Below are 19,633 nucleotides of genomic sequence, written 5' to 3'. Positions count from 1 at the left end.
ATTTGACGGGCGCCTTAGGCGGCGCTTCTCGTCAGGCCGATACTGCCTGTTCCGGCGGGGCATATGCAATGGCAAACGGCCCTGCCCGGTCAAATGGCCAGAACTCCCCCTCCGGTTGCGCAAGGCGGTCTGCCACGGCCCACAGCGCTGCGGGATTCACCCCAAGCCCGATATGGCTCGCCAGGTGCACCTCGATGTTCTCGGCACGGTCGGAGGGACGCAGCAGGCAGGTCCGCCAGTTCACGATGCCGTCCGCGCGCGAATAGATCGACGTCGCCGGCACCGGAAGATCGCCGGCGATCGCCGCGCGCAGCTCGGCAAAATCCTCGACACGCTCGCCGGACATCATCTCGTAGAGCCGCGTCGCATTGGTCGCCCGCACGTCATTTGCAAAAGGGCTGCCGAGCGTGATGACGGTGCGGACCATGTCGGGTGCCTGGAGCGCGAGATCGCGCGCATAGACGCCGCCGAGACTCCATCCGACCAGGCTGACTTTGCGTCCGCTCGCAGCATGGATTTCGGCGAGACGGGCGCGCAACGAATCCCGCATCCGTCCGAACCCGCCGAAATTACGGCCCATCCGCCAGGCATGTGCCTCATAGCCGCTGCTCGCTGAGATAGCGCCGCATCGGCGCCATCGAGAGGTCGCTGGCGAGGAAGCCAGGCAGCGCCAGCACCGGATGGCCATCGCCTTTGGGCGCCCGCATCAGGACCGGCGACAGCAGCAGGCTGGCGTTGAGTTCGAGCAACCCACGGGATTCGGCAAGCAGCAAAGCAAGGCCCGGCGGACGAAGTCGGCCTGGGGTCTGCGGCCCGTCCGGACCGGGCGGCATTATCTCTTCTTGTCGCCGCTGCGGGTGCCGCCGAGCCCGGCCATGGTGACGAACATGTCCTGAAACCGCTCGGCAAGCTTTGGATCGAAGGTGAACCAGCTCTGGATCAGCGATTCCGGCGAGACCTTGTCGATGTTGCTCAAGACCTGCTGCTGCAGCTTGTCCATCACCGCTGTCTGCATCGGTGCCAGATCGGGCAATCCGATGAACTGACGGGCTTCGAGGGGGGTGCAGTCGATTTCGATATTAACTTTCATGTCCCCTCCAGATGAGATTCGAGCGGCCTGCCGCAGTATCGCCGCGAGACGGTGTGCAACGCAAGCGACCTGAGGCCGGCGGCAGCCTCCGGCTTCCTCGATCGGCCGATATGGTCAATCAAAATTGCCTGCCCGCGCCCATCCATCCCTCAATGCCGGTCACCATTGCTGCACAGCGGTGCAACTTGGCGCGTTCCTTGCTGGAATGGCGCTTGCACGGGTCGAGAAGTCTGGGCAACATGGATTGGGACGCCCGCCGAACAATCAAAAATCACGGCGCGGCAGAGTTGAGAGGGTCAAGAATGTCAGTCGGTCGAACTCTGTTTGCGGCGACGCTCGCCGGTATGCTTGCGTTGACGATGTCGCCGGCGTCGAGCCAGACGCTGCGCTATGCCAACCAGGGCGACCTGAAGTCGCTTGATCCCTACTCCCTGAACGAGTCCACCACCCACGCCCATCTCGGTCACGTCTATCAGGGCCTCACCGCCCGCGACAAGGACCTCAAGATCATTCCGGCGCTGGCGGAGAGCTGGGAAACTCCGGAACCGACCCGCTGGCGCTTCCATTTGCGCAAGGGCGTAAAATTCCACAACGGCGACCCCTTCACCGCCGACGACGTGCTGTTCTCCGCCGATCGCGTTCGAAACAAAAACTCGAACATGCAGACCCGCTTGGCGCCCAACGTCAAGGTCGTCAAGGTCGACGACTACACGGTCGATTTCGTGCTGCCTTCGCCCAATCCCATCCTGCATTCGGCATGGGACGTCTGGTACATCATGGACAAGAAGTGGGCTGAGGAGAACAAGGCGGTCGAACCGACCCCGGTGTCCGCGACCTCGCCGAGCTACGCCTCACTGCACGAGAACGGTACCGGTCCCTTCATCATCGAGAGCCATCAGCCCGGCGTGAAGACCGTGTTCAAGGCCAACCCCAATTATTGGGGCAAGATGGAAGGCAACCTGAAGGAGATCATCTTCACCCCGATCGCCTCCGACGCAACCCGAGTCGCTGCGCTGCTTTCGGGCGAGGTCGATGTCATCGAGCCGGTGCCGATCCAGGACATTTCCCGCGTCGATGCGAGCCCGAATGCCCAGGTGCTGAAGGCGCCGGAGCTTCGCACCATCTTCATCGGATTCGACACGGTTCGCGACGAGTTGCTCTATTCCAACATCAAGGGCAAGAACCCGTTCAAGGACGTCAAGGTGCGGGAGGCGTTCTACAAGGCGATCGATATCGAGCTGATCAAGACGCGCGTGATGCGGGGACTGTCGACACCGTCGGCACTGATGATCGCGCCGGAGCTGTTCGCACTGTCCAAGGAGTTCACGCGTCCCAAATTCGATCCTGACGGCGCCAAGAAGCTCCTGACCGAGGCCGGCTACCCCGACGGCTTCGAGGTCACCATGGATTGCCCGAACGACCGCTACGTCAATGACGCCGCGATTTGCCAGGCTGTGGTCGGCATGCTTGCGCGCATCGGCGTCAAGATCAACCTCCTGGCACAACCCAAGGCGCAGTACTTCGCCAAGGTTCTGAAGCAGGGTGGCTACCAGACCTCTTTCTTTATGCTGGGCTGGACGCCGAGCACGATGGACTCCCACAATGTGCTGAACGACATCATGGGGTGCCGTGACGACGCGAAATCCTCGCGGGGCGAAGCCAATCTTGGCGGCTATTGCAACAAGGAATTCGACGCCATCACCGACAAGGTGCTGGTCGAAACCGACACCGCCAAACGCAATCAGCTGATCAAGCAGGCGTATGAGATCAGCATCAAGGACTGGGCCTATATTCCGCTGCACCAGCAGGCGCTGGCCTGGGGCGTATCGAAAAAGGTCAACCTGCCGCAGCGCGCCGACAATCTGGTCATGTTCCACTGGGCGACCAAGAAGGAATAGCGTCAGTCGAATACGAGGTCCCGGCAGCGTCAGGCTTCCGGGACCTTTCCTTTTCCGGCTGACAAAGACGTCGGCCGGACGCACACTCAAGGAAAGTGGAAGGCATGCTCGCTTTCACTCTTCGCCGGGCCGTTCAGGCCATCGGCGTCATGTTCGCCGTCGGCATCATCGCGTTCTCGATGTTCCGCTTCGCCGGCGACCCCATCAATCAGATCGTCTCGCTCGATACGCCGGCGGCCGAACGCGCAGCCGTGCGCAAGTCGCTGGGCCTCGATGATCCCGTGCCGGTGCAGTTCGTGCGCTATTTCGCCGATGCAGCGCAATTCAAGTTCGGCGTCTCCTATCAGTTCCGGCAGCCGGTCTCGACGCTGTTGATGGAGCGTATGCCTGCGACGCTGGAACTCGCGATCTGCGCGACCGTCTTTGCAATGGTGTCGGGCATCCTGATGGGCGTCTATTCGGCGCTCAGGCGCGACACCCTGCTCGCCAAATTATTCCAGGCGGTTTCGCTGATCGGCATCTCGCTGCCGACTTTCCTGATCGGCATCCTTCTGATCTATCTGTTCGCGGTGACGTTGGGCTGGTTGCCGTCGTTCGGCCGCGGCGAGGTCGTCAAGCTCGGCTGGTGGACCACGGGCCTGCTCACATTGTCGGGCCTGAAGGCGCTGATCATGCCCTCGATCACGCTCGGGCTGTTCCAGATGACGCTGATCATGCGGCTGGTGCGCGCGGAGATGCTGGAAGTGCTTCGGACCGATTATATCCGCTTTGCCCGCGCCCGCGGGCTGACGACCCGTGCCATCCACTTCGGGCACGCGCTGAAGAACACGCTGATTCCCGTGATCACGGTGGCGGGCCTGCAGTTTGGCTCGGTTATTGCATTTTCGATCATCACCGAAACTGTGTTCCAATGGCCCGGCATGGGACTTCTGTTCGTGCAGGCCGTGCAAAACGTCGATATCCCGATTATGGCCGCCTACCTGCTGATGGTCTCGCTGATTTTCGTCACCATCAATCTGGTGGTGGACATTCTCTACACCGTCGTCGATCCGCGCCTGCGCGCGACCGTCGGCCGCGCCACATAAGGCAGCCTGCATGTCCGAAGTGGTCGCCTCCAATCCCGACAAGCCGAGCACGCTGCCGACGCATGCCGCCCGTAGCTGGTTCAGCCGCGCACTCGACAGCGACATCTTGTATTCGTTTCGCCGATCCAAGCTGACCATGGTGGCGGCAGCCATTACCGTGCTGTTCTTCCTGCTCGCGATCTTTGCCTCCGCGCTCGCGGTCCAGGACCCGTTCGATCCGGCTCAGCTCCAACTGATGAATTCCCGGATTTCACCGCTCTGGACCGCCGAGGGGCAGAGCCCGTTCCTGCTCGGCACCGACGAGCAGGGCCGCGACGTGTTCTCCGCCATTCTCTACGGGTTGCGGATCTCGCTCGCGGTCGGTGTGGCCGGCGTGATCTTCGCCGGCGCGCTCGGCATCGCGCTTGGCCTGATCGCCGGCTATTTCGGCGGCGCGGTGGACGGCGTGATCATGCGGATCGCCGACGTGCAACTCACTTTCCCCGCCATCCTGATCGCGCTGCTGGTCAACGGCATCGCGAAATCCATCCTCGGCAACCGGCTGGATGCAACCAGCATGCTGGTCGTGCTGGTGATCTCGATCGGCCTGAGTTTCTGGGTGGGGTATGCGCGGACGGTACGCGGCTCCGTGATGGTCGAGAAGAACAAGGATTACGTGGCTGCCGCGCAACTGATCGGCCTTCCCGCCCCAAAGATCATGTTCCGCCATGTGCTGCCAAACACGATGGGCCCGATCCTGGTCATCGCCACGATCAACCTCGCGCTCGCCATCATCACCGAGGCGACGCTGTCCTTCCTCGGCGTCGGCCTGCCCGACACAATGCCCTCGCTCGGCACGTTGATCCGCATCGGCAACAACTACCTGTTCGCGGGCGAATGGTGGATCGTGGCCTTCCCTGGTATCGCGCTCGCCAGTTTGATCCTGTCGATCAACCTGCTCGGCGACTGGCTGCGCGACGCGCTCAACCCGAAGCTCCGATGAGCAGAACTTCGATGACCAAAATTTCGACGAGAGCGTCTCGCTCATGACCGACCCCATTCTCTCCGTGCGTAATCTTCAGGTCGAATTCGCCTCCCGTCGCGGCACGCTGCGCGCAATCGACGGCGTCTCCTTCGACATCGCCAAGGGCGAGGTCCTCGGCGTGGTCGGCGAATCCGGCGCCGGCAAGTCGGTCACGGGTCTGGCCGTGATCGGCCTGATCGATCCGCCCGGCCGCATCGCCGGCGGCGAGATTCGTCTTGCGGGCCTTCGCATCGACAATTTACCGCCGGAGGAGATGCGTCGTATCCGGGGAAAACGGATCGGCATGATCTTCCAGGATCCGCTCACCTCGCTCAATCCGCTCTATCGCGTCGGCGACCAGCTCATCGAGACGATCAGAACCCATCTGAACCTGTCCGAGACCGCCGCCCGGCGCCGCGCCATCGATCTGCTCGCCGAGGTCGGCATTCCCGCGCCCGAAAAGCGCATCGACGGCTATCCGCACGAATTCTCCGGTGGCATGCGCCAGCGCGTGGTCATTGCGCTCGCGATTTGCGCCGAACCCGAGCTGATCATCGCGGACGAGCCGACCACCGCGCTCGACGTCTCCGTACAGGCGCAGATCATCTCGCTCATCAAGCGACTCGGACGCGACCACGGCACCGCCGTGATGCTGGTGACGCACGACATGGGCGTCATCGCGGAGGCGTCCGATCGTGTCGCGGTGATGTATGCCGGCCGCGTCGCCGAGATCGGTCCAGTGCAGGACGTCGTCAGGAACCCGCTGCACCCCTATGCCAAGGGCTTGATGGGCGCCATCCCGACCCTTGCCGGCGACGACAAGCGTCTGGTGCAGATCCCCGGCTCCATGCCGCGCCTGTCGGCGATCCCGCGTGGCTGTTCGTTCAATCCGCGCTGCGCGTTCGCATTCGATCGGTGCCGCGTGGAGAGACCGGAGCCGCTGCCGCGCGGCACGCAATCCGTCGCCTGCCACCTCTATGACAGCGTGCCGGCGGAGAGCGCGGCATGAGCGCTTCCTTCGTCCAGGCCACAAATCTGCGGCGCGTCTTCGACGTCTCGAAACCCTGGCTCAACCGCGTTCTCGAGGGCGGCCATCTCGAATACCTCAAAGCTGTCGACGGCGTCACCTTCGACATCAGGAAGGGCGAGACCTTCGCGCTGGTCGGCGAGTCCGGCTCGGGCAAGACCACGGTGGCGCGGATGGTCGTCGGCCTGCTGCCGCCGAGCTCCGGCGACGTGCTGATCGACGGCGTCTCGATGACCGACCCACGGCAGGCACCGGCACGCCGAAAGCTCCGCCGCCGCATCCAGATGATCTTTCAGGATCCCTATGCGAGCCTGAACCCACGCTTCCGGGTCGACGCCATCATCTCCGAGCCGATCCGTGCTTTCGACCTGATCGAGGGCGAGCGCGACATCCAGGCGCGCGTCGGAGAGCTTCTCACCCTGGTCGGCCTGCATCCCGACGACAGGTTGAAATTTCCGCACGAATTCTCGGGCGGCCAGCGTCAGCGCATCGCGATCGCGCGCGCGCTCGCCTCCGACGCAGAGTTCATCGTTTGCGACGAGCCAACCTCCGCGCTCGACGTCTCCGTGCAGGCGCAGATCCTGAACCTGATGCGCGACCTCCAGGACAAGTTCGGCCTGACCTACATGTTCATCAGCCACAACCTTGCCGTGGTCCGCCACATGGCGAGCCGCGTCGGCGTGATGTATCTCGGCCGCATCGTCGAGATCGCGGAAGGACGCGAGCTGTTTGCCCGGCCGCGCATGCCCTACACCAAGATGCTGCTCGGCGCCGTGCCCGATCTTGCCATGAGCGGCCGCCAGCGCATTCCGGTCAAGGGCGAGATCCCGAACCCGATCAATCCGCCGCCCGGGTGCGCCTTCAATCCGCGCTGCCCGCTGGCATTCGATCTCTGCCGCAAGGAAGCACCTGAATTGATCGACGGCGTCGCCTGCCACGCAGTCAACACCGCGCCGGTACCGGCGTGACGCGCGCGTGCCATGCAGCCTGCGCATTTGGCGGCGGCCTGGCCCTGTGATCAATTGCGCGCGCCGCAAATGAGGTAGTCCATGGCCAGCATCGTCAATCCCGATCCCTTCACGACACGCCCCGAGATCGAGGGCACCTTCGGGGTCGTCGCGACCACGCACTGGATCGCGACCGCTATCGGCATGGCTATCCTGGAAAAGGGCGGCAACGCTTTTGACGCCGGCGTCGCCACCGCTTTCACGCTCCAGGTGGTCGAGCCGCATCTGAACGGCCCCGGCGGCGACGTTCCGATCATCGTGCACGACGTGAAGCGCGGCCGCACCGAGGTGATCTGCGGCCAAGGTCCCGCCCCGGCCCGCGCCACCATCGCGCATTACAAGAACGAAGGCCTCGACATGGTGCCTGGCACCGGCCTGCTCGCGGCCTGCGTCCCCGGCACCTTCGAGTCCTGGATGATGCTGCTGCGTGACTACGGCACGATGCGCGTGCGCGACGTGCTGGAGCCCGCGATCTCCTATGCGCGCGACGGCTATCCGCTGGTCGAGCGCGCCTGCGCCACGATCCAAACCGTCGAGCAATTATTCCGCAAGCACTGGCCGACGTCAGCCGCCGTCTATCTCCCGAACGGCGAAGTGCCAAAACCCGGCACGCTCTTCACCAACAAGACACTTGCAGCGACCTACGCACGAATCCTGGGCGAGGCCGAAAGCGGCGGCGGCGGTCGCGACGCCGAGATCGAGCGCGCACGCAAGGCCTGGTCGCAGGGCTTCGTTGCGGAAGCCATCGACAAATTCTGCCGGACGCAGGAGGTGATGGACGTCAGCGGTTCGCCGCATCGCGGTGTGCTGTCGGCCGATGACATGGCGCGCTGGCAGCCGACGGTCGAGGCCCCGCTCACCTACGATTATGGCCGCTACACTGTCTGCAAGGCAGGGGTCTGGAGCCAGGGACCGGTGACGCTGCAGCAGCTCGCGCTGCTGAAGGGTTTTGCGCTCGATGGGCTCGACCCGACCGGGCCGGAATTCATCCATCTCCAGATCGAATGCGCCAAGCTCGCCTTCGCCGACCGCGAAAAATTCTACGGCGACCCTGAGTTCAGCGAGATCCCGATCGGAACGCTGCTGTCGGATGCCTACAACAACGAGCGCCGCAAGCTCGTCACCGACAAGGCTTCGCTCGATCTCCGGCCTGGTGCGGTCGAGGGCTTCGGCGGCGTCGTCAAGTTGCGCCGCGCCGAAGGCCAACGCGAGGCCGTCGGCGCGCTCGGCGCCGGCGAACCAACCGTGGGGCGCTTCGGCGAGGTGCGCGGCGACACCGTGCATTTCGACATCATCGACAAGGCTGGCAACATGGTGTCGTCGACGCCGTCGGGAGGCTGGCTGCAATCCTCACCTGTCATTCCCGAGCTGGGTTTCTGCCTCGGCAGCCGCGCACAAATGTTCGATTTGGAGGAGAATCAACCGAGCTCGCTCGCGCCGGGCAAGCGGCCGCGCACCACGCTGTCCCCAACCATGGCATTGCGCGACGGCGAGCCTTATCTCGCCTGGGGCTCGCCCGGCGGCGACCAGCAGGATCAATGGATCACGCAGTTTTTCCTGCGGCACGTCCATTGCAACCTCAATCTCCAGGAGGCGATTGACGCCCCGGCCTGGCACTCCGAGCATTTCCCGATCTCGTTCTGGCCTCGAACCGCGCGCCCCGGCGTGCTCGTGGTCGAGAACCGTGTGCCGAAAGCGACGATCGACAATCTTCGCGAACGCGGACATATCGTCGAGGTCGGACCGGACTGGTCGGAAGGCCGCCTCACCGCGGCCTCGCGCGTCGGACCGCGCCGCCGCGCCGCCGCCAATCCGCGCGGCATGCAGGGCTACGCCGCAGGGCGCTAAAGGCAACACATGACCTGGTCGATCATCGCGCGCGATTCCGCTACCGGCCAGTTCGGCATCGCTGTTGCCACGCGCTTCTTCGCCGTCGGCGCGCGTGTCCCCTACATTGCGGCGGGCCTTGGTGCTATTGCGACGCAGGCCTTCGTCAACCCCTATTACGGCATCGACGGCCTCAAGCTGCTGCGTGAGGGTCTCAACGCCCACGACGTGCTTGCCGCCCTGCTCGCGACCGACGATGGCCGCGAGAGCCGCCAGATCCACATCATGGACGCCAGCGGCGCGATTGCCGCGCATACCGGGCGCGACTGCGTCGATTGGTGCGGGCACATTGCGGGCAGCGGCTTCTCGATCGCGGGCAACATGCTCGCGGGCGCCGATGTGCTCGACGAGACCACAAAAACCTATATCGCCAATGACAGCCTGCCCTTCCCACGCCGCCTGCTCGTCGCGATGCGCGGGGGCGAAGCCGCCGGCGGCGACAAGCGCGGCAAGCAGTCCGCCGCGCTCCTGATCCACGGCGAGGAGGAATGGCCGGCGCTGGACATCCGCGCCGACGATCATCCCGATCCGCTCGGCGAGCTCGAGCGGCTCGAACGCGTCAGCCAGGAGCTCTGGGTCCACTTCCGCGCCTCCATGCCGACGCGGCAGAACCCGGCCGGCAACACCGATCGCAGCGTCATCGACGCCAGCATTGCCGCAGCGCGCGCAAAACGATCATGAACCCGAGCCCCCTCATCGAGATCAGCGAACTGCGTATTCGTTTTCACGGCGACGACGGCCGCATCACCCACGCGGTCGACGGCGTCGATCTCAGCGTCGCCAATGGCGCGACGCTCGGCCTCGTCGGCGAATCCGGCTGCGGCAAGAGCGTGACGTCGCTGGCGATCATGGGCCTGCTGCCGAAACAGAGCGCGGAAATCTCCGGCGCGATCCGCTTCGACGGTTTCGACCTGCTCAAGACGTCGGACCAGACGCTGCGCGACCTCCGCGGCAACCGGCTCGCGATGATCTTTCAGGAGCCGATGACCTCGCTCAATCCGAGCTTCACCATCGGCGATCAGATCGTCGAGACGATTCTGCGCCACCGCGGCGGCTCGCGCAGGAGTGCGCGCGAGCGGACGATCGATCTGCTGCGTCGCGTCCACATCCCCTCGCCCGAGCGGCGGATCGACGAATATCCGCACAAGCTCTCCGGCGGCATGCGCCAGCGCGTCATGATCGCGATGGCGCTCGCCTGCGACCCGCGGCTGCTGATCGCGGACGAGCCGACCACCGCGCTCGATGTCACCCTTCAGGCCCAGATCCTGGAGCTGATGCGCGAGTTGAAGGCGGCGAGCGGCGCGGCCATCATCCTGATCACCCACGATCTCGGTGTCGTCGCCGAAGTCTGCGACGAGGTCGCGGTGATGTATGCTGGCGAGATCGTCGAGCGCGCGGCGGTGGACGAGCTGTTCTCGGCGCCGCAGCATCCCTACACCGTCGGCCTGCTCGGCTCGATCCCGCGGCTCGACCATCGCGCCGAACAGCTTGCCACGATCGAGGGCATGGTCCCGAACATGGCGCAGCCGCCCGCGGGATGCCGCTTCGCCGCACGCTGCCCTTTCGTGCTGGACGCCTGCACCAAGGCGCCGCCGCCGCTGGTCGAAGTCAGTCCCGGCCACCTCTCGCGCTGCATCCGCGCGCCGCTCGAACGTCTGGTGTCGTGATGGCGCTCCTCGAGGTCGATGGCCTGGTCAAGCATTTCGTCGCCGAGCGTTCGCTGTTCGGCCGGGCGCTGGCGCATGTCAAAGCCGTCGATGGCGTTTCCTTCTCGCTCGATGCCGGCAAGACGCTGGCGCTGGTCGGCGAATCCGGTTGCGGCAAATCCACCGTCAGCCGCCTCGTGCTGCGGCTGATCGAGCCGGATGCAGGCACGATCCGTTTCGAAGGCCGCGATCTGCTCGCCTTCGACGCCGGCGCGCTGCGCGCCTTTCGCCGCGAGGCCCAGATCATCTTTCAGGATCCCTACGCCTCGCTCAATCCGCGCATGACCGTCGGCCAGATCCTGACCGAGCCGCTGGCGCTGCACAATCTGGTGCCGCCCGCCCGACGGCGCGAACGCGTCGAGGAGATTCTGCGGCTGGTCGGGCTGGAGCCGCGGCTGGCGCGGCGTTACCCGCACGAGTTCTCCGGCGGCCAGCGTCAGCGCATCGCCATCGCCCGCGCCCTCGCGGTCGAGCCGAAACTGATCATCTGCGATGAGCCGGTCTCGGCGCTCGACGTCTCGATCCGCTCGCAGATCCTCAATCTGCTGCGCGAGCTCCAGCACCGGCTTGGGCTGGCCTACATTTTCGTCTCGCACGACCTCGCGGTGGTCAAGCACATCGCCGACCACGTGGCGGTGATGAATCTCGGCCAGATCGTCGAAACGGCGGCCGCGGACGCACTGTTCGCCGCGCCCCGCCATCCCTATAGCCGGGCGCTGTTGTCGGCGATCCCCGTGCCTAAACCGCGGGCAAAGCGCAGCCGGATTGTGCTGCAGGGAGAGATTCCCAGCGCGCTCAATCCGCCGCCGGGATGCCGCTTCCACACCCGCTGCCCCTACGTCGTCGACCGTTGCCGCAGCGAAATGCCTCAGCTCGTGCGGGATGGCATCGGACATGCAACGGCATGCCACCGAACGTCGGAACTGCCGTCGTCCGAGGCAATCGTCCCGACGGACGGCGGCTTCTCCCCGGTTCTCGAAAAATTGGTCGCCGCCTTCAGCGGCGGCCCGGAAGCAGTCCGCGGCAGCGGGGTTAGTTCATTGGGAACGAACCCGGCATAGCCGTAAAACAGAGGTTGAGAGCGATGAGTCCTATGCGTTTGGCACTCCTGGCGTCGGCATTGCTGACGTCGCTCATAGGCGCGGCCCAAGCCCAGGCCCAGGCCCAGACCACGCTTCGCATCGGCATCGCCGAGGATCCTGACATCCTCGATCCCAGCATCGGCCGCACCTATGTCGGCCGCATCGTGTTCTCCGCCTTCTGCGACAAGCTGTTCGACATCGACGAGAAGCTCAACATCGTGCCGCAGCTCGCGCTGTCTCATGAGACCTCGGCCGACGGCAAGGAGATGACGGTCAAGCTGCGGCCCAACGTGAAATTCCACGATGGCGAGCCGCTCGACGCGGAAGCGGCAAAGTTCTCGATCGAGCGTCACATGACGCTGCCGGGTTCGTTCCGCAAGTCCGAGCTTGCCAGCGTCGACCACGTCGAGGTCGTCGATCCCCTGACCATCAAGCTGGTACTCAAGACGCCTTACTCCCCGCTGATCGCCCAGCTGACCGACCGTTCCGGCATGATGGTGTCGCCGAAGGCCGCCAAGGAGGCCGGCGACAAGTTCGGCCTGCATCCGGTCTGCGCCGGTCCCTACAAATTCGTCGAGCGCGTGCAGCAGGACCGCATGGTGTTCGAGAGATTCGCCGACTACTGGAACAAGGACAACATCCATATCGACCGCGTCGTGTTCCTGCCGATCGTGGACGCCACGGTGCGCCTCGCCAACCTGAAGTCCGGTGGGCTCGATCTGATCGAGCGCGTGCTCGCCACCGACATCAAGGACGTGCGCGCGGATTCGCGGCTCGTGCTGTCGACGGCACCGGAGCTCGGCTATCTCGGCCTCACGGTCAATATTGGCAACGACAAGAGCAAGGGGCCGCTGAGCCAATCGGCGAAGGTCCGCCAGGCGCTCGATCTGTCGATCGATCGCGAGGCCCTCAACCAGGTCGTCTTCAACGGCGAGTTCACGCCGGGCAATCAATGGGTCAGCCCCACCCATCCCTACTACCAGAAAGCGTTTCCGGTTCGTGGCCGCGACATCGCGAAGGCCAAGGCGCTTCTGAAGGAAGCCGGCGTCACTTCGCCAGTGACAGTCGACTACATGATTCCCAAAGGCGCGGAGAATGAAGCCGTTGCCCAAGTCGTCCAGTCGATGGCCGCGGAAGCGGGCTTCGATATCAAGATCCGCGCGGTCGAATTCGCGACCACCTTCAAGCAGGCCCAGGCCGGCGAGTTCCAGATCTTCCAGATTAACTGGAGCGGCCGCATCGACCCAGACGGCAACTCCTATATCTTCATGCGCAGCAAGGCACCGCAGAACGATGGCGTCTATTCGAATCCGGAGACCGATAAGCTGCTGGAAGAAGGAAGGCTGACCGCCAATGTCGCGGAGCGCAAAGCGATCTACGAAAAGATGGCCAAGATCCTGCTCGACGATTTGCCGATCATCTACATCTACCACCGCACGCTTCTGATTGCGCACACGACCAAGCTCCAGGGTTATAGGCAGATGCCCGACGGGCTGGTGCGCGTGGTCGGGCTGAAGTTCAAGTGAGCACGGCGTCGCCTGACATGCGGCCGGCGCCATGCTGAATTTCCTCGCCCGCCGCATTGCGCAGATCGTGCCGACACTTTTCTTCGTGTCGGTGCTGATCTTCTCGCTGCAGCAATTGTTGCCGGGCGATCCGGCCCTGGTGATGGCCGGCGAGGAGCGCGATCCCGCCGTGATCGAGCAGATCCGCCAGCAATACCGGCTCGATCAGCCGATCCCCGTGCAGTACGTCTACTGGCTCAAGGGAGTCCTGACCGGCAATTTCGGAGAGTCGCTGCGCAACAAGATGCCGGTGCGCGAGCTGATCGCGCAGAAGCTGCCGGTGACGCTCCAGCTCGGCTCGATGGCAATGTTGATCGCGCTCCTGATTGGCATTCCCGCCGGCATCGTCTCCGCCGTGAAAAAGGGCACCGTCTGGGACTATGGCGCCAATTTATTCGCGCTGTGGGGCATCTCGACGCCGAATTTCTGGCTCGGCATCATGCTCATCTTCCTGTTCTCGATCGAACTCGGCTGGCTGCCGGCGTCCGGTTACGTACCGCTGACCGAGAACTGGCGTGCGAGCCTCGCCGCCACCATCATGCCGGCCTTCGTGCTCGGCAACGCGATTTCCGCGGTCCTGATGCGGCACACCCGGAGCGCCATGCTCCAGGTGCTGGAAAGCGACTACGTCCGCACCGCACGCGCCAAGGGATTGTCCGAACGCTCGGTCATCCTCAAGCACGCCATGCGCAACGCACTCACGCCGATCATCACGCTCGGCGCGCTCGAGCTCGGCACGCTGTTGTCGGGGGCGGTTCTGACCGAGCAGATCTTCTCCATTCCCGGCTTCGGCAAACTGATCGTGGATGCCGTGTTCAACCGCGACTACGCGGTGGTACAGGGCGTCGTGCTGGTGACGGCGACGGTCTACATCGCGCTGAACCTGGTTGCCGATGTCGCCTACATCCTCGTCAATCCGCGGCTGCGGGGCTAGACTCATGACCGATGCCGCCCTGCCCGCCGCTCCCATCGCGCAAGCTGACGAGCTGGACAGCCCGGCGCGGCGCGCCCGGCGGCGCCTGTTCAAACGCAAGGCCGCAGTGTTCGGACTTGTCATGATCACGTTGTTCGTCGGCCTTGCGCTGCTCGCGCCCCTCGTCGTGCCCTACGATCCCGTCGCGACGAGCTGGAGCCTGGTTCGGAAGCCGCCCACTGCGGCGCACTGGTTCGGCACCGACGAGCTCGGTCGCGACATTCTGAGCCGCGTCGTCTACGGCGCGCGTGCGTCGCTATTCGCGGGCCTCATCTCGGTCGCGATTGCGCTAGGCGTCGGTGTTCCGCTTGGCCTGCTTGCCGGCTATCGCGGCGGCTTCGTCGATGCGCTGATCAGCCGGATGACCGACGCGATGCTGGCCTGCCCATTCCTGATCCTGGCGATCGCGCTCGCCGCATTCCTCGGTCCGAGCCTCGGCAACGCCATGATCGCGATCGGCATCTCGGCAACCCCGATCTTCATCCGCCTGACCCGCGGCCAGGTGTTGAACGTCAAGGCCGAGGACTATGTCGAGGCGGCGCGCGCACTCGGCAATCCGCCGTGGCGGATCGCGTTCTCACACATCCTGCCGAACATCCTGCCGGCGCTGCTGGTGCAGGCGACGCTGTCGATTGCGGCCGCCATCATCGCCGAAGCTGCGCTGTCCTTCCTTGGCCTGGGCCAGCAGCCGCCGGCGCCATCCTGGGGCAGCATGCTCAACGCAGCGCAGCGCTTCCTGACCCAGGCGCCCTGGATGGCGCTCTGGCCGGGCCTTGCGATCTTCCTCGTGGTGCTGTCGCTGAACCTGCTCGGCGACGGCCTGCGCGACGCGCTCGATCCGCGCCAGCGCTAGATCACGAACTCGCGCATCACGCGGCGGCAATCCATCTCGTATTCGAGATCGACCACCGGCGGCCGGGCATAGTGCCAGGTCAGGCCGGACCGTAACGCCCCGCGGCGGACCAGCTCGTCGACCAGTGCGTGGTGGAAGTCGTGCACGGAATACGCCTGCACGCCGGTCGTGACCTTCCAGCCGAAGCCGAAGGCCGTCATCCTGTTTTCCATCTGCGATGTCGTCGTATAGCGCACCTTCTCGCGAAGGCCTTCCGGGCTGAGGTCGCGGTAGCGCACGGTGCGCTCGACATAGGTCCCACTGCCCTCGCGCGCCTCGGCGCCGCCGGCGATCACGAAGCTCGGCATCTTCGAGCCTGTCGGCCGCGTGAAGGAGAACGCATAGAACGACGGCTCGGCCGGCGGGTCGATCTCTGGACAGACATTGCTGCGCGCCACCGGATTGGTAGTGCCATCGAAGATGTCCCATTCGGACAGCGTCTTCACATAGTGCAGGTTGAACGCGCGAAAGCCTTCCTCGCTGAAGGCCGCGGGCGAGCGCAGCTCGCAGGCGCAGAACGCCGTCAGCGGCCGTCCCGCCTCCTGAATATACTTCGCGGCAAGCGCAAACCCTTCCGCGAGCGGCACCAGGCGGTCGAAGCGGACGCGCTCGATCTCGTAGCCGTCATCCGCGGCCGCACCGGCCGAATACTGGAATACGGACGGAATGAAGCGGTAATTGCCGGCGGAGAATTCACCAATCATATCGGATTCCTATTCCAGTTGCATGCGAATGCCCTTGGCGCCATTGAGCAGGCGCTTCAGGTGAAAGCCGGCCAGCGTATCGTCGGCATGCATGCCGACCAGCGCGGCGAAGGCCGGCATGGCCGCGGCATCACCGGCCGCCATCTTGGCAAAAGCCTCGGAATACAGCGCCGTTTCCGGCGCAGCGAATTGGGCCGGCGTCAGCGGCTCGAACGCGCGCAACGGTTCGCTGCGTCCACGCAGCATCAGCTCCCCGACGGAACGACCCCGAAATTTCTCAGCCGCCTCGGCGATGCCGGCACTGACGCAAATCCGCGTGCCCAGATGCTTGTTCGCGGTTTCCAGTCGCGCCGCGATGTTGATGGAGTCGCCATACGCGGTGTAGTCGAAAAACCGGTTGCCGCCGAAATTTCCGACCAGCGCCGGCCCGGCGTGAATGCCGATGCGGGTGGTACCGAAATTCACGCCTCTCACCTTCCAGCGCGCGGAAAAATCCTCCGCCCAAGCGTCGAGATCGTGCGCACAGGCGACCGCGCGCGTCGCATAGTCCGGCTGATCCCCGGGCGCGTTGAAGAGCACCTGGATTGCATCGCCGATGATCTTGGCAACCGTCCCCTCATGCGCGAAGACGATCTCTGTCATCCCGCCGACATACTCGTTGAGAAGCGCGCCCAGCGTCTCCGGCGGCGCACTCTCGACCAGCGAGGTAAAGCCGGTAATATCAGTGAAAATGGTCGCGATATCGCGCCACTGTACTTCGATCCCCCTGCCTTCGCTCCCTGCCGCGAGACGCTTGGCGAGCTCGGGCGAGAAATGACGCGAGAGCGCGGCGTGAGCGCGCTCGGCTTCCGCCTGGCGGCCTCGCACCTCTCGCAGCATTTCGATGTGGCGGATAGTCTTCTGGATCGTCATCTCCAGGTCGGCGAAATCGATTGGTTTGGTCAGGAAGTCGAACGCACCGCGGTTCATTGCAGTGCGGATATTGCTCATGTCGCCATAGGCCGACACGATGATGGTGGACTTCTTGTCTTCGGCTTCCTGGAGCTTCGCCAGCAGCGACAACCCGTCCATCCTGGGCATGTTGATGTCGGAAACTACCATGTCGACATGCGGGTTCTGCTCGAGCGATTGCAGCGCTTCGAGGCCGTCGCGCGCGAACATGATCGTTACCGACCCATCGCGAATCTGCCTACGGAATTTTTGCAGGACCAACGCCTCGAGATCCGGCTCGTCGTCGACGAAGAGGATGGTCGCGGTCATGCGGCTTGCTCGAGCCTCGTGTCGATTTCCTGCCGCAGCAGCGCGAAATCGATCGGCTTGGTCAGAAGCCCGACTGCGCCACGCTCGATCGCCTTCCGACGCGTCTCGGCATCTCCATAGGCGGTGATCATGATGACGGGAACGTCAGGATGCGCATCACGTACCTTCGGCAGCATGTCGAGCCCGCTCATGCCGGGCATGTTGATGTCGGACAGAATCAGGATCAACGAGGGATCGCGAACCTCGGCGGCGAGCTTCAGCGCATCGGGCGCGGACGGCGCGAATTCCATCTGGAAGCGGCCGGTGCGCAAATCGCGCCGGAACTGCTGCCGGAACAGCGCCTCGACGTCGGGCTCGTCATCGACGACCAGAATGTAAACGTTCAAGTCTTGCCTCCGGAAGTGTCGCCCGCCGCCATCATGCGCGGCAGGGTGATGATGAATTCGGTGAACACACCGGGCTCGGTGTTCACGTCGATGGTGCCGCCGTGCTGATTCACCACGATGTCATGGCTCATGGAAAGGCCGAGCCCGGTGCCCTCGCCGGCCGGCTTGGTGGTGAAGAAGGGATTGAACATCTTCTCCCTCACCTCCGACGGGATCCCGGTGCCGTTGTCGCGAATACGGATCTCGAGCTTGTCGCCGAGAGTTTTGGTTGCCGCGCGCAACGTGGGCTCGAAGGCGTCTGCGGCGCTCTCCTTGCGCTTGACGGTGGCGTAGAAGCCGTTCGAGATCAGATTGAGGAAGACGCGCGTGATTTCCTGCGGATAAACATCGACCATGCCCGCCGCGGGGTCGAAGCCGCGCTCGATCGTGACGTTGAAGCCGGGCCTTTCGACACGTGCGCCGTGATAGGCGAGATTAAGGCTCTCCTCCAGGATCGCGTTGATATCGCTGAGGCGATGCTCGCCGGAGCCCTCGCGCGAATGCAGCAGCATGTTCCTGACGATGGAATCGGCGCGTTTGCCGTGCTGCACCACCTTTTCGAGGTTGCTCCTGAGCATGCCGGTCAGCTCGTCGACCTCTTCCTTTGTCTTGCCGTCGAGCGAGGCCCCTTGCAGGGCCTCGTTGAGCTCGTCGATCAGCTCCGTCGACACCGCCGAGAAATTGTTGACGAAATTGAGCGGGTTCTTGATCTCGTGCGCGATTCCCGCCGTGAGCTGGCCGAGGGACGCGAGCTTCTCGGTCTGGATCAGGCGGTCCTGCGCGGTGCGAAGATCGTCGAGGGATTGCCGGAGTTCTGCGGTCCGCTGCTCCACCTTGTTCTCGAGGTCTGCATACGATTCCTGCAGGCGCTCGCCCATGTGGTTGAACTGGTCTGCGAGACCCTCGAGCTCGTCACCGGTTCTGATCGAGATGCGCTGGGAGAAATCGCCGCTGCCGATGCGCTCGGCGCCGCTCCGCAGCGCCTGGATCGGCCCGACCATGCGGCGCGCGAGGAATATCCCGGCAAGCACCGCGAAGATCGACGCCGCGAGCAGCACGAATGCAAGCCGTTCCAACGCAGCATAGAGCGCCGCATAGGCCTCCTCGACCGGGAGCTCGACGAACATGGTCCAGTGCAGCGGCGCGATGGGGGCCGACGCGGTCAGCACCTTCTGTCCCTGGAGATTGCGCGCTTCGGAAAGCGCGTCGAGCGTGGCGCTGCCTCCGGCAAGCGCGGCGCGCACCTGGGTGAGACCAGACATGTCGGTGTTGCGCAGGACCAGGCTGATATCGGGGTGCGCGATCAGGCGTCCCTCCGGACCGACCACGTAGGCGTGTCCGTGCTCGCCGACCTTGATCTGGGATACCACGTCCCAGATCAGCTTGAGATTGACCTCCGCGATACTGACGCCGGCATCCTTGCGCGACCCCGCCTGCGCCAGGGTCATGTACGGCTCGGACTCCCTGCGGAAATAAACCGGCCCGTAAAAAACCTTGCGCGCGACCGCCTCGGTGAACTTCGGATCGTCCGACAGGTCGATGCCGCTGTCGATCGCGTCCATGGCGAGCCGCGAGACCCGCAGCCGCTCCCTGCCGGTCGCATCGACCTGGGCGAGCTCGGTGACCGCAGGGACTTGGCGCAGCAGCCGCAGCGCATCGAACCGGCGCTGCTCGATCGAGCCCGCCGACCACGGCAGCTGCGTGGTCCAGCCGAGCTGGCTCTCGATCTCCTTGACGAACTGACCGATCTTGGCCGCGGCCGCCTCCGCCTGTTCATGCTGAACCCGGATCAGAGCGGACTTGTGCTCCCGATAATAGAAGAAGACCTCGAACAGCCCGTTCGCCAGCAGCGCGATCGCGACGACAGCCACGAACAGCGCGACATATTTGGTGAAGAGCCGGCTCTTGATCCCCTGCCCTGGCGTCGTGCCGGACGCGACGACAACCGGCGCCGCGCTTGGCAGCGTCCTGGCTTGCGGGGTGTCGGGGTGGAGGGAAAGGCTCATCCCGCCGAACCTAGCAAGAAGAC

17 protein-coding genes and 1 pseudogene are annotated in these 19,633 nt (G+C 64.4%); 12 read left to right on the top strand and 6 right to left on the bottom strand.

Annotation, left to right across the window (positions count from 1 at the left end; translation table 11 throughout):
- Positions 1 to 31: 31 nt before the first annotated feature.
- Positions 32 to 833: pseudogene (locus ABIB66_RS01435) on the bottom strand (esterase/lipase family protein).
- Positions 833 to 1,090 carry a DUF6489 family protein gene (locus ABIB66_RS01430; RefSeq protein WP_354207120.1) on the bottom strand — a complete coding sequence of 86 codons (258 nt, stop codon included), beginning with the start codon at positions 1,088 to 1,090 and terminating at the stop codon, positions 833 to 835. The pseudogene ABIB66_RS01435 and the gene ABIB66_RS01430 overlap by 1 nt, the downstream one beginning before the upstream one ends.
- Before the next feature lie 302 nt (positions 1,091 to 1,392).
- Between ABIB66_RS01430 and ABIB66_RS01425 the strand changes: the two genes are divergently transcribed.
- The 12 genes from ABIB66_RS01425 (at position 1,393) to ABIB66_RS01370 (ending at position 15,176) form a co-directional block, all read left to right on the top strand.
- Positions 1,393 to 2,988, top strand: coding sequence for an ABC transporter substrate-binding protein (locus tag ABIB66_RS01425; protein WP_275170496.1), 1,596 nt, complete (start codon positions 1,393 to 1,395; stop codon positions 2,986 to 2,988).
- Between the two features lie 104 nt (positions 2,989 to 3,092).
- Positions 3,093 to 4,073, top strand: a complete 981-nt coding sequence (locus tag ABIB66_RS01420; RefSeq protein ID WP_007607877.1) for an ABC transporter permease — start codon at positions 3,093 to 3,095, stop codon at positions 4,071 to 4,073.
- A gap of 10 nt (positions 4,074 to 4,083) precedes the next feature.
- A complete protein-coding gene (locus ABIB66_RS01415; protein ID WP_354207123.1) occupies positions 4,084 to 5,055 on the top strand; it encodes an ABC transporter permease in 972 nt (323 codons plus the stop codon).
- A 43-nt stretch (positions 5,056 to 5,098) separates the two neighbouring features.
- The gene (locus ABIB66_RS01410; RefSeq protein ID WP_275170494.1) at positions 5,099 to 6,085 is read left to right on the top strand and encodes an ABC transporter ATP-binding protein; all 987 of its coding nucleotides are present in this window, start codon (positions 5,099 to 5,101) and stop codon (positions 6,083 to 6,085) included.
- Positions 6,082 to 7,071 carry an ABC transporter ATP-binding protein gene (locus ABIB66_RS01405; protein WP_354207125.1) on the top strand — a complete coding sequence of 330 codons (990 nt, stop codon included), beginning with the start codon at positions 6,082 to 6,084 and terminating at the stop codon, positions 7,069 to 7,071. Before ABIB66_RS01410 ends, ABIB66_RS01405 begins: the two co-directional genes overlap by 4 nt.
- A gap of 81 nt (positions 7,072 to 7,152) precedes the next feature.
- Positions 7,153 to 8,958, top strand: coding sequence for a gamma-glutamyltransferase family protein (locus ABIB66_RS01400; RefSeq protein ID WP_354207127.1), 1,806 nt, complete (start codon positions 7,153 to 7,155; stop codon positions 8,956 to 8,958).
- 9 nt (positions 8,959 to 8,967) lie between these two features.
- Positions 8,968 to 9,678 carry a DUF1028 domain-containing protein gene (locus ABIB66_RS01395; protein ID WP_275170491.1) on the top strand — a complete coding sequence of 237 codons (711 nt, stop codon included), beginning with the start codon at positions 8,968 to 8,970 and terminating at the stop codon, positions 9,676 to 9,678.
- Positions 9,675 to 10,664 carry an ABC transporter ATP-binding protein gene (locus ABIB66_RS01390; RefSeq protein WP_275170490.1) on the top strand — a complete coding sequence of 330 codons (990 nt, stop codon included), beginning with the start codon at positions 9,675 to 9,677 and terminating at the stop codon, positions 10,662 to 10,664. The genes ABIB66_RS01395 and ABIB66_RS01390 overlap by 4 nt, the downstream gene beginning before the upstream one ends.
- Positions 10,664 to 11,764: an ABC transporter ATP-binding protein gene (locus tag ABIB66_RS01385; RefSeq protein ID WP_275170489.1), complete on the top strand. Its 1,101-nt coding sequence runs from the start codon at positions 10,664 to 10,666 to the stop codon at positions 11,762 to 11,764. The genes ABIB66_RS01390 and ABIB66_RS01385 overlap by 1 nt, the downstream gene beginning before the upstream one ends.
- Positions 11,765 to 11,787: 23 nt before the next feature.
- Positions 11,788 to 13,311, top strand: a complete 1,524-nt coding sequence (locus tag ABIB66_RS01380) for an ABC transporter substrate-binding protein (RefSeq protein ID WP_354207130.1) — start codon at positions 11,788 to 11,790, stop codon at positions 13,309 to 13,311.
- Positions 13,312 to 13,342: 31 nt separating this feature from the next.
- Complete coding sequence (locus tag ABIB66_RS01375; protein WP_275170487.1) at positions 13,343 to 14,284, top strand: ABC transporter permease; 942 nt, start codon at positions 13,343 to 13,345, stop codon at positions 14,282 to 14,284.
- 4 nt (positions 14,285 to 14,288) lie between these two features.
- Complete coding sequence (locus ABIB66_RS01370) at positions 14,289 to 15,176, top strand: ABC transporter permease (RefSeq protein ID WP_354207133.1); 888 nt, start codon at positions 14,289 to 14,291, stop codon at positions 15,174 to 15,176.
- On the opposite strand, the gene cnbZ is transcribed toward ABIB66_RS01370, so the two are convergent.
- The 4 genes from cnbZ to ABIB66_RS01350 are packed head-to-tail and all read right to left on the bottom strand — an operon-like array spanning position 15,173 to position 19,610.
- Positions 15,173 to 15,919, bottom strand: a complete 747-nt coding sequence (cnbZ, locus tag ABIB66_RS01365; protein WP_354254042.1) for a 2-amino-5-chloromuconate deaminase CnbZ — start codon at positions 15,917 to 15,919, stop codon at positions 15,173 to 15,175. The genes ABIB66_RS01370 and cnbZ overlap by 4 nt on opposite strands.
- Positions 15,920 to 15,928: 9 nt before the next feature.
- Positions 15,929 to 17,179 carry an adenylate/guanylate cyclase domain-containing protein gene (locus ABIB66_RS01360; protein WP_275170484.1) on the bottom strand — a complete coding sequence of 417 codons (1,251 nt, stop codon included), beginning with the start codon at positions 17,177 to 17,179 and terminating at the stop codon, positions 15,929 to 15,931.
- Positions 17,176 to 17,565, bottom strand: coding sequence for a response regulator (locus ABIB66_RS01355; RefSeq protein ID WP_275170483.1), 390 nt, complete (start codon positions 17,563 to 17,565; stop codon positions 17,176 to 17,178). Before ABIB66_RS01355 ends, ABIB66_RS01360 begins: the two co-directional genes overlap by 4 nt.
- Positions 17,562 to 19,610, bottom strand: coding sequence for a sensor histidine kinase (locus tag ABIB66_RS01350; RefSeq protein WP_354254040.1), 2,049 nt, complete (start codon positions 19,608 to 19,610; stop codon positions 17,562 to 17,564). The genes ABIB66_RS01355 and ABIB66_RS01350 overlap by 4 nt, the downstream gene beginning before the upstream one ends.
- Between the last annotated feature and the right edge of the window lie 23 nt (positions 19,611 to 19,633).

Origin of the sequence: Bradyrhizobium sp. F1.13.3 (assembly GCF_040548265.1) — a bacterium.
In the GTDB taxonomy this organism is placed as follows: domain Bacteria; phylum Pseudomonadota; class Alphaproteobacteria; order Rhizobiales; family Xanthobacteraceae; genus Bradyrhizobium.
Note: the sequence above shows the minus strand (reverse complement) of the source record. Positions and strands in the feature narration are given on the sequence as shown.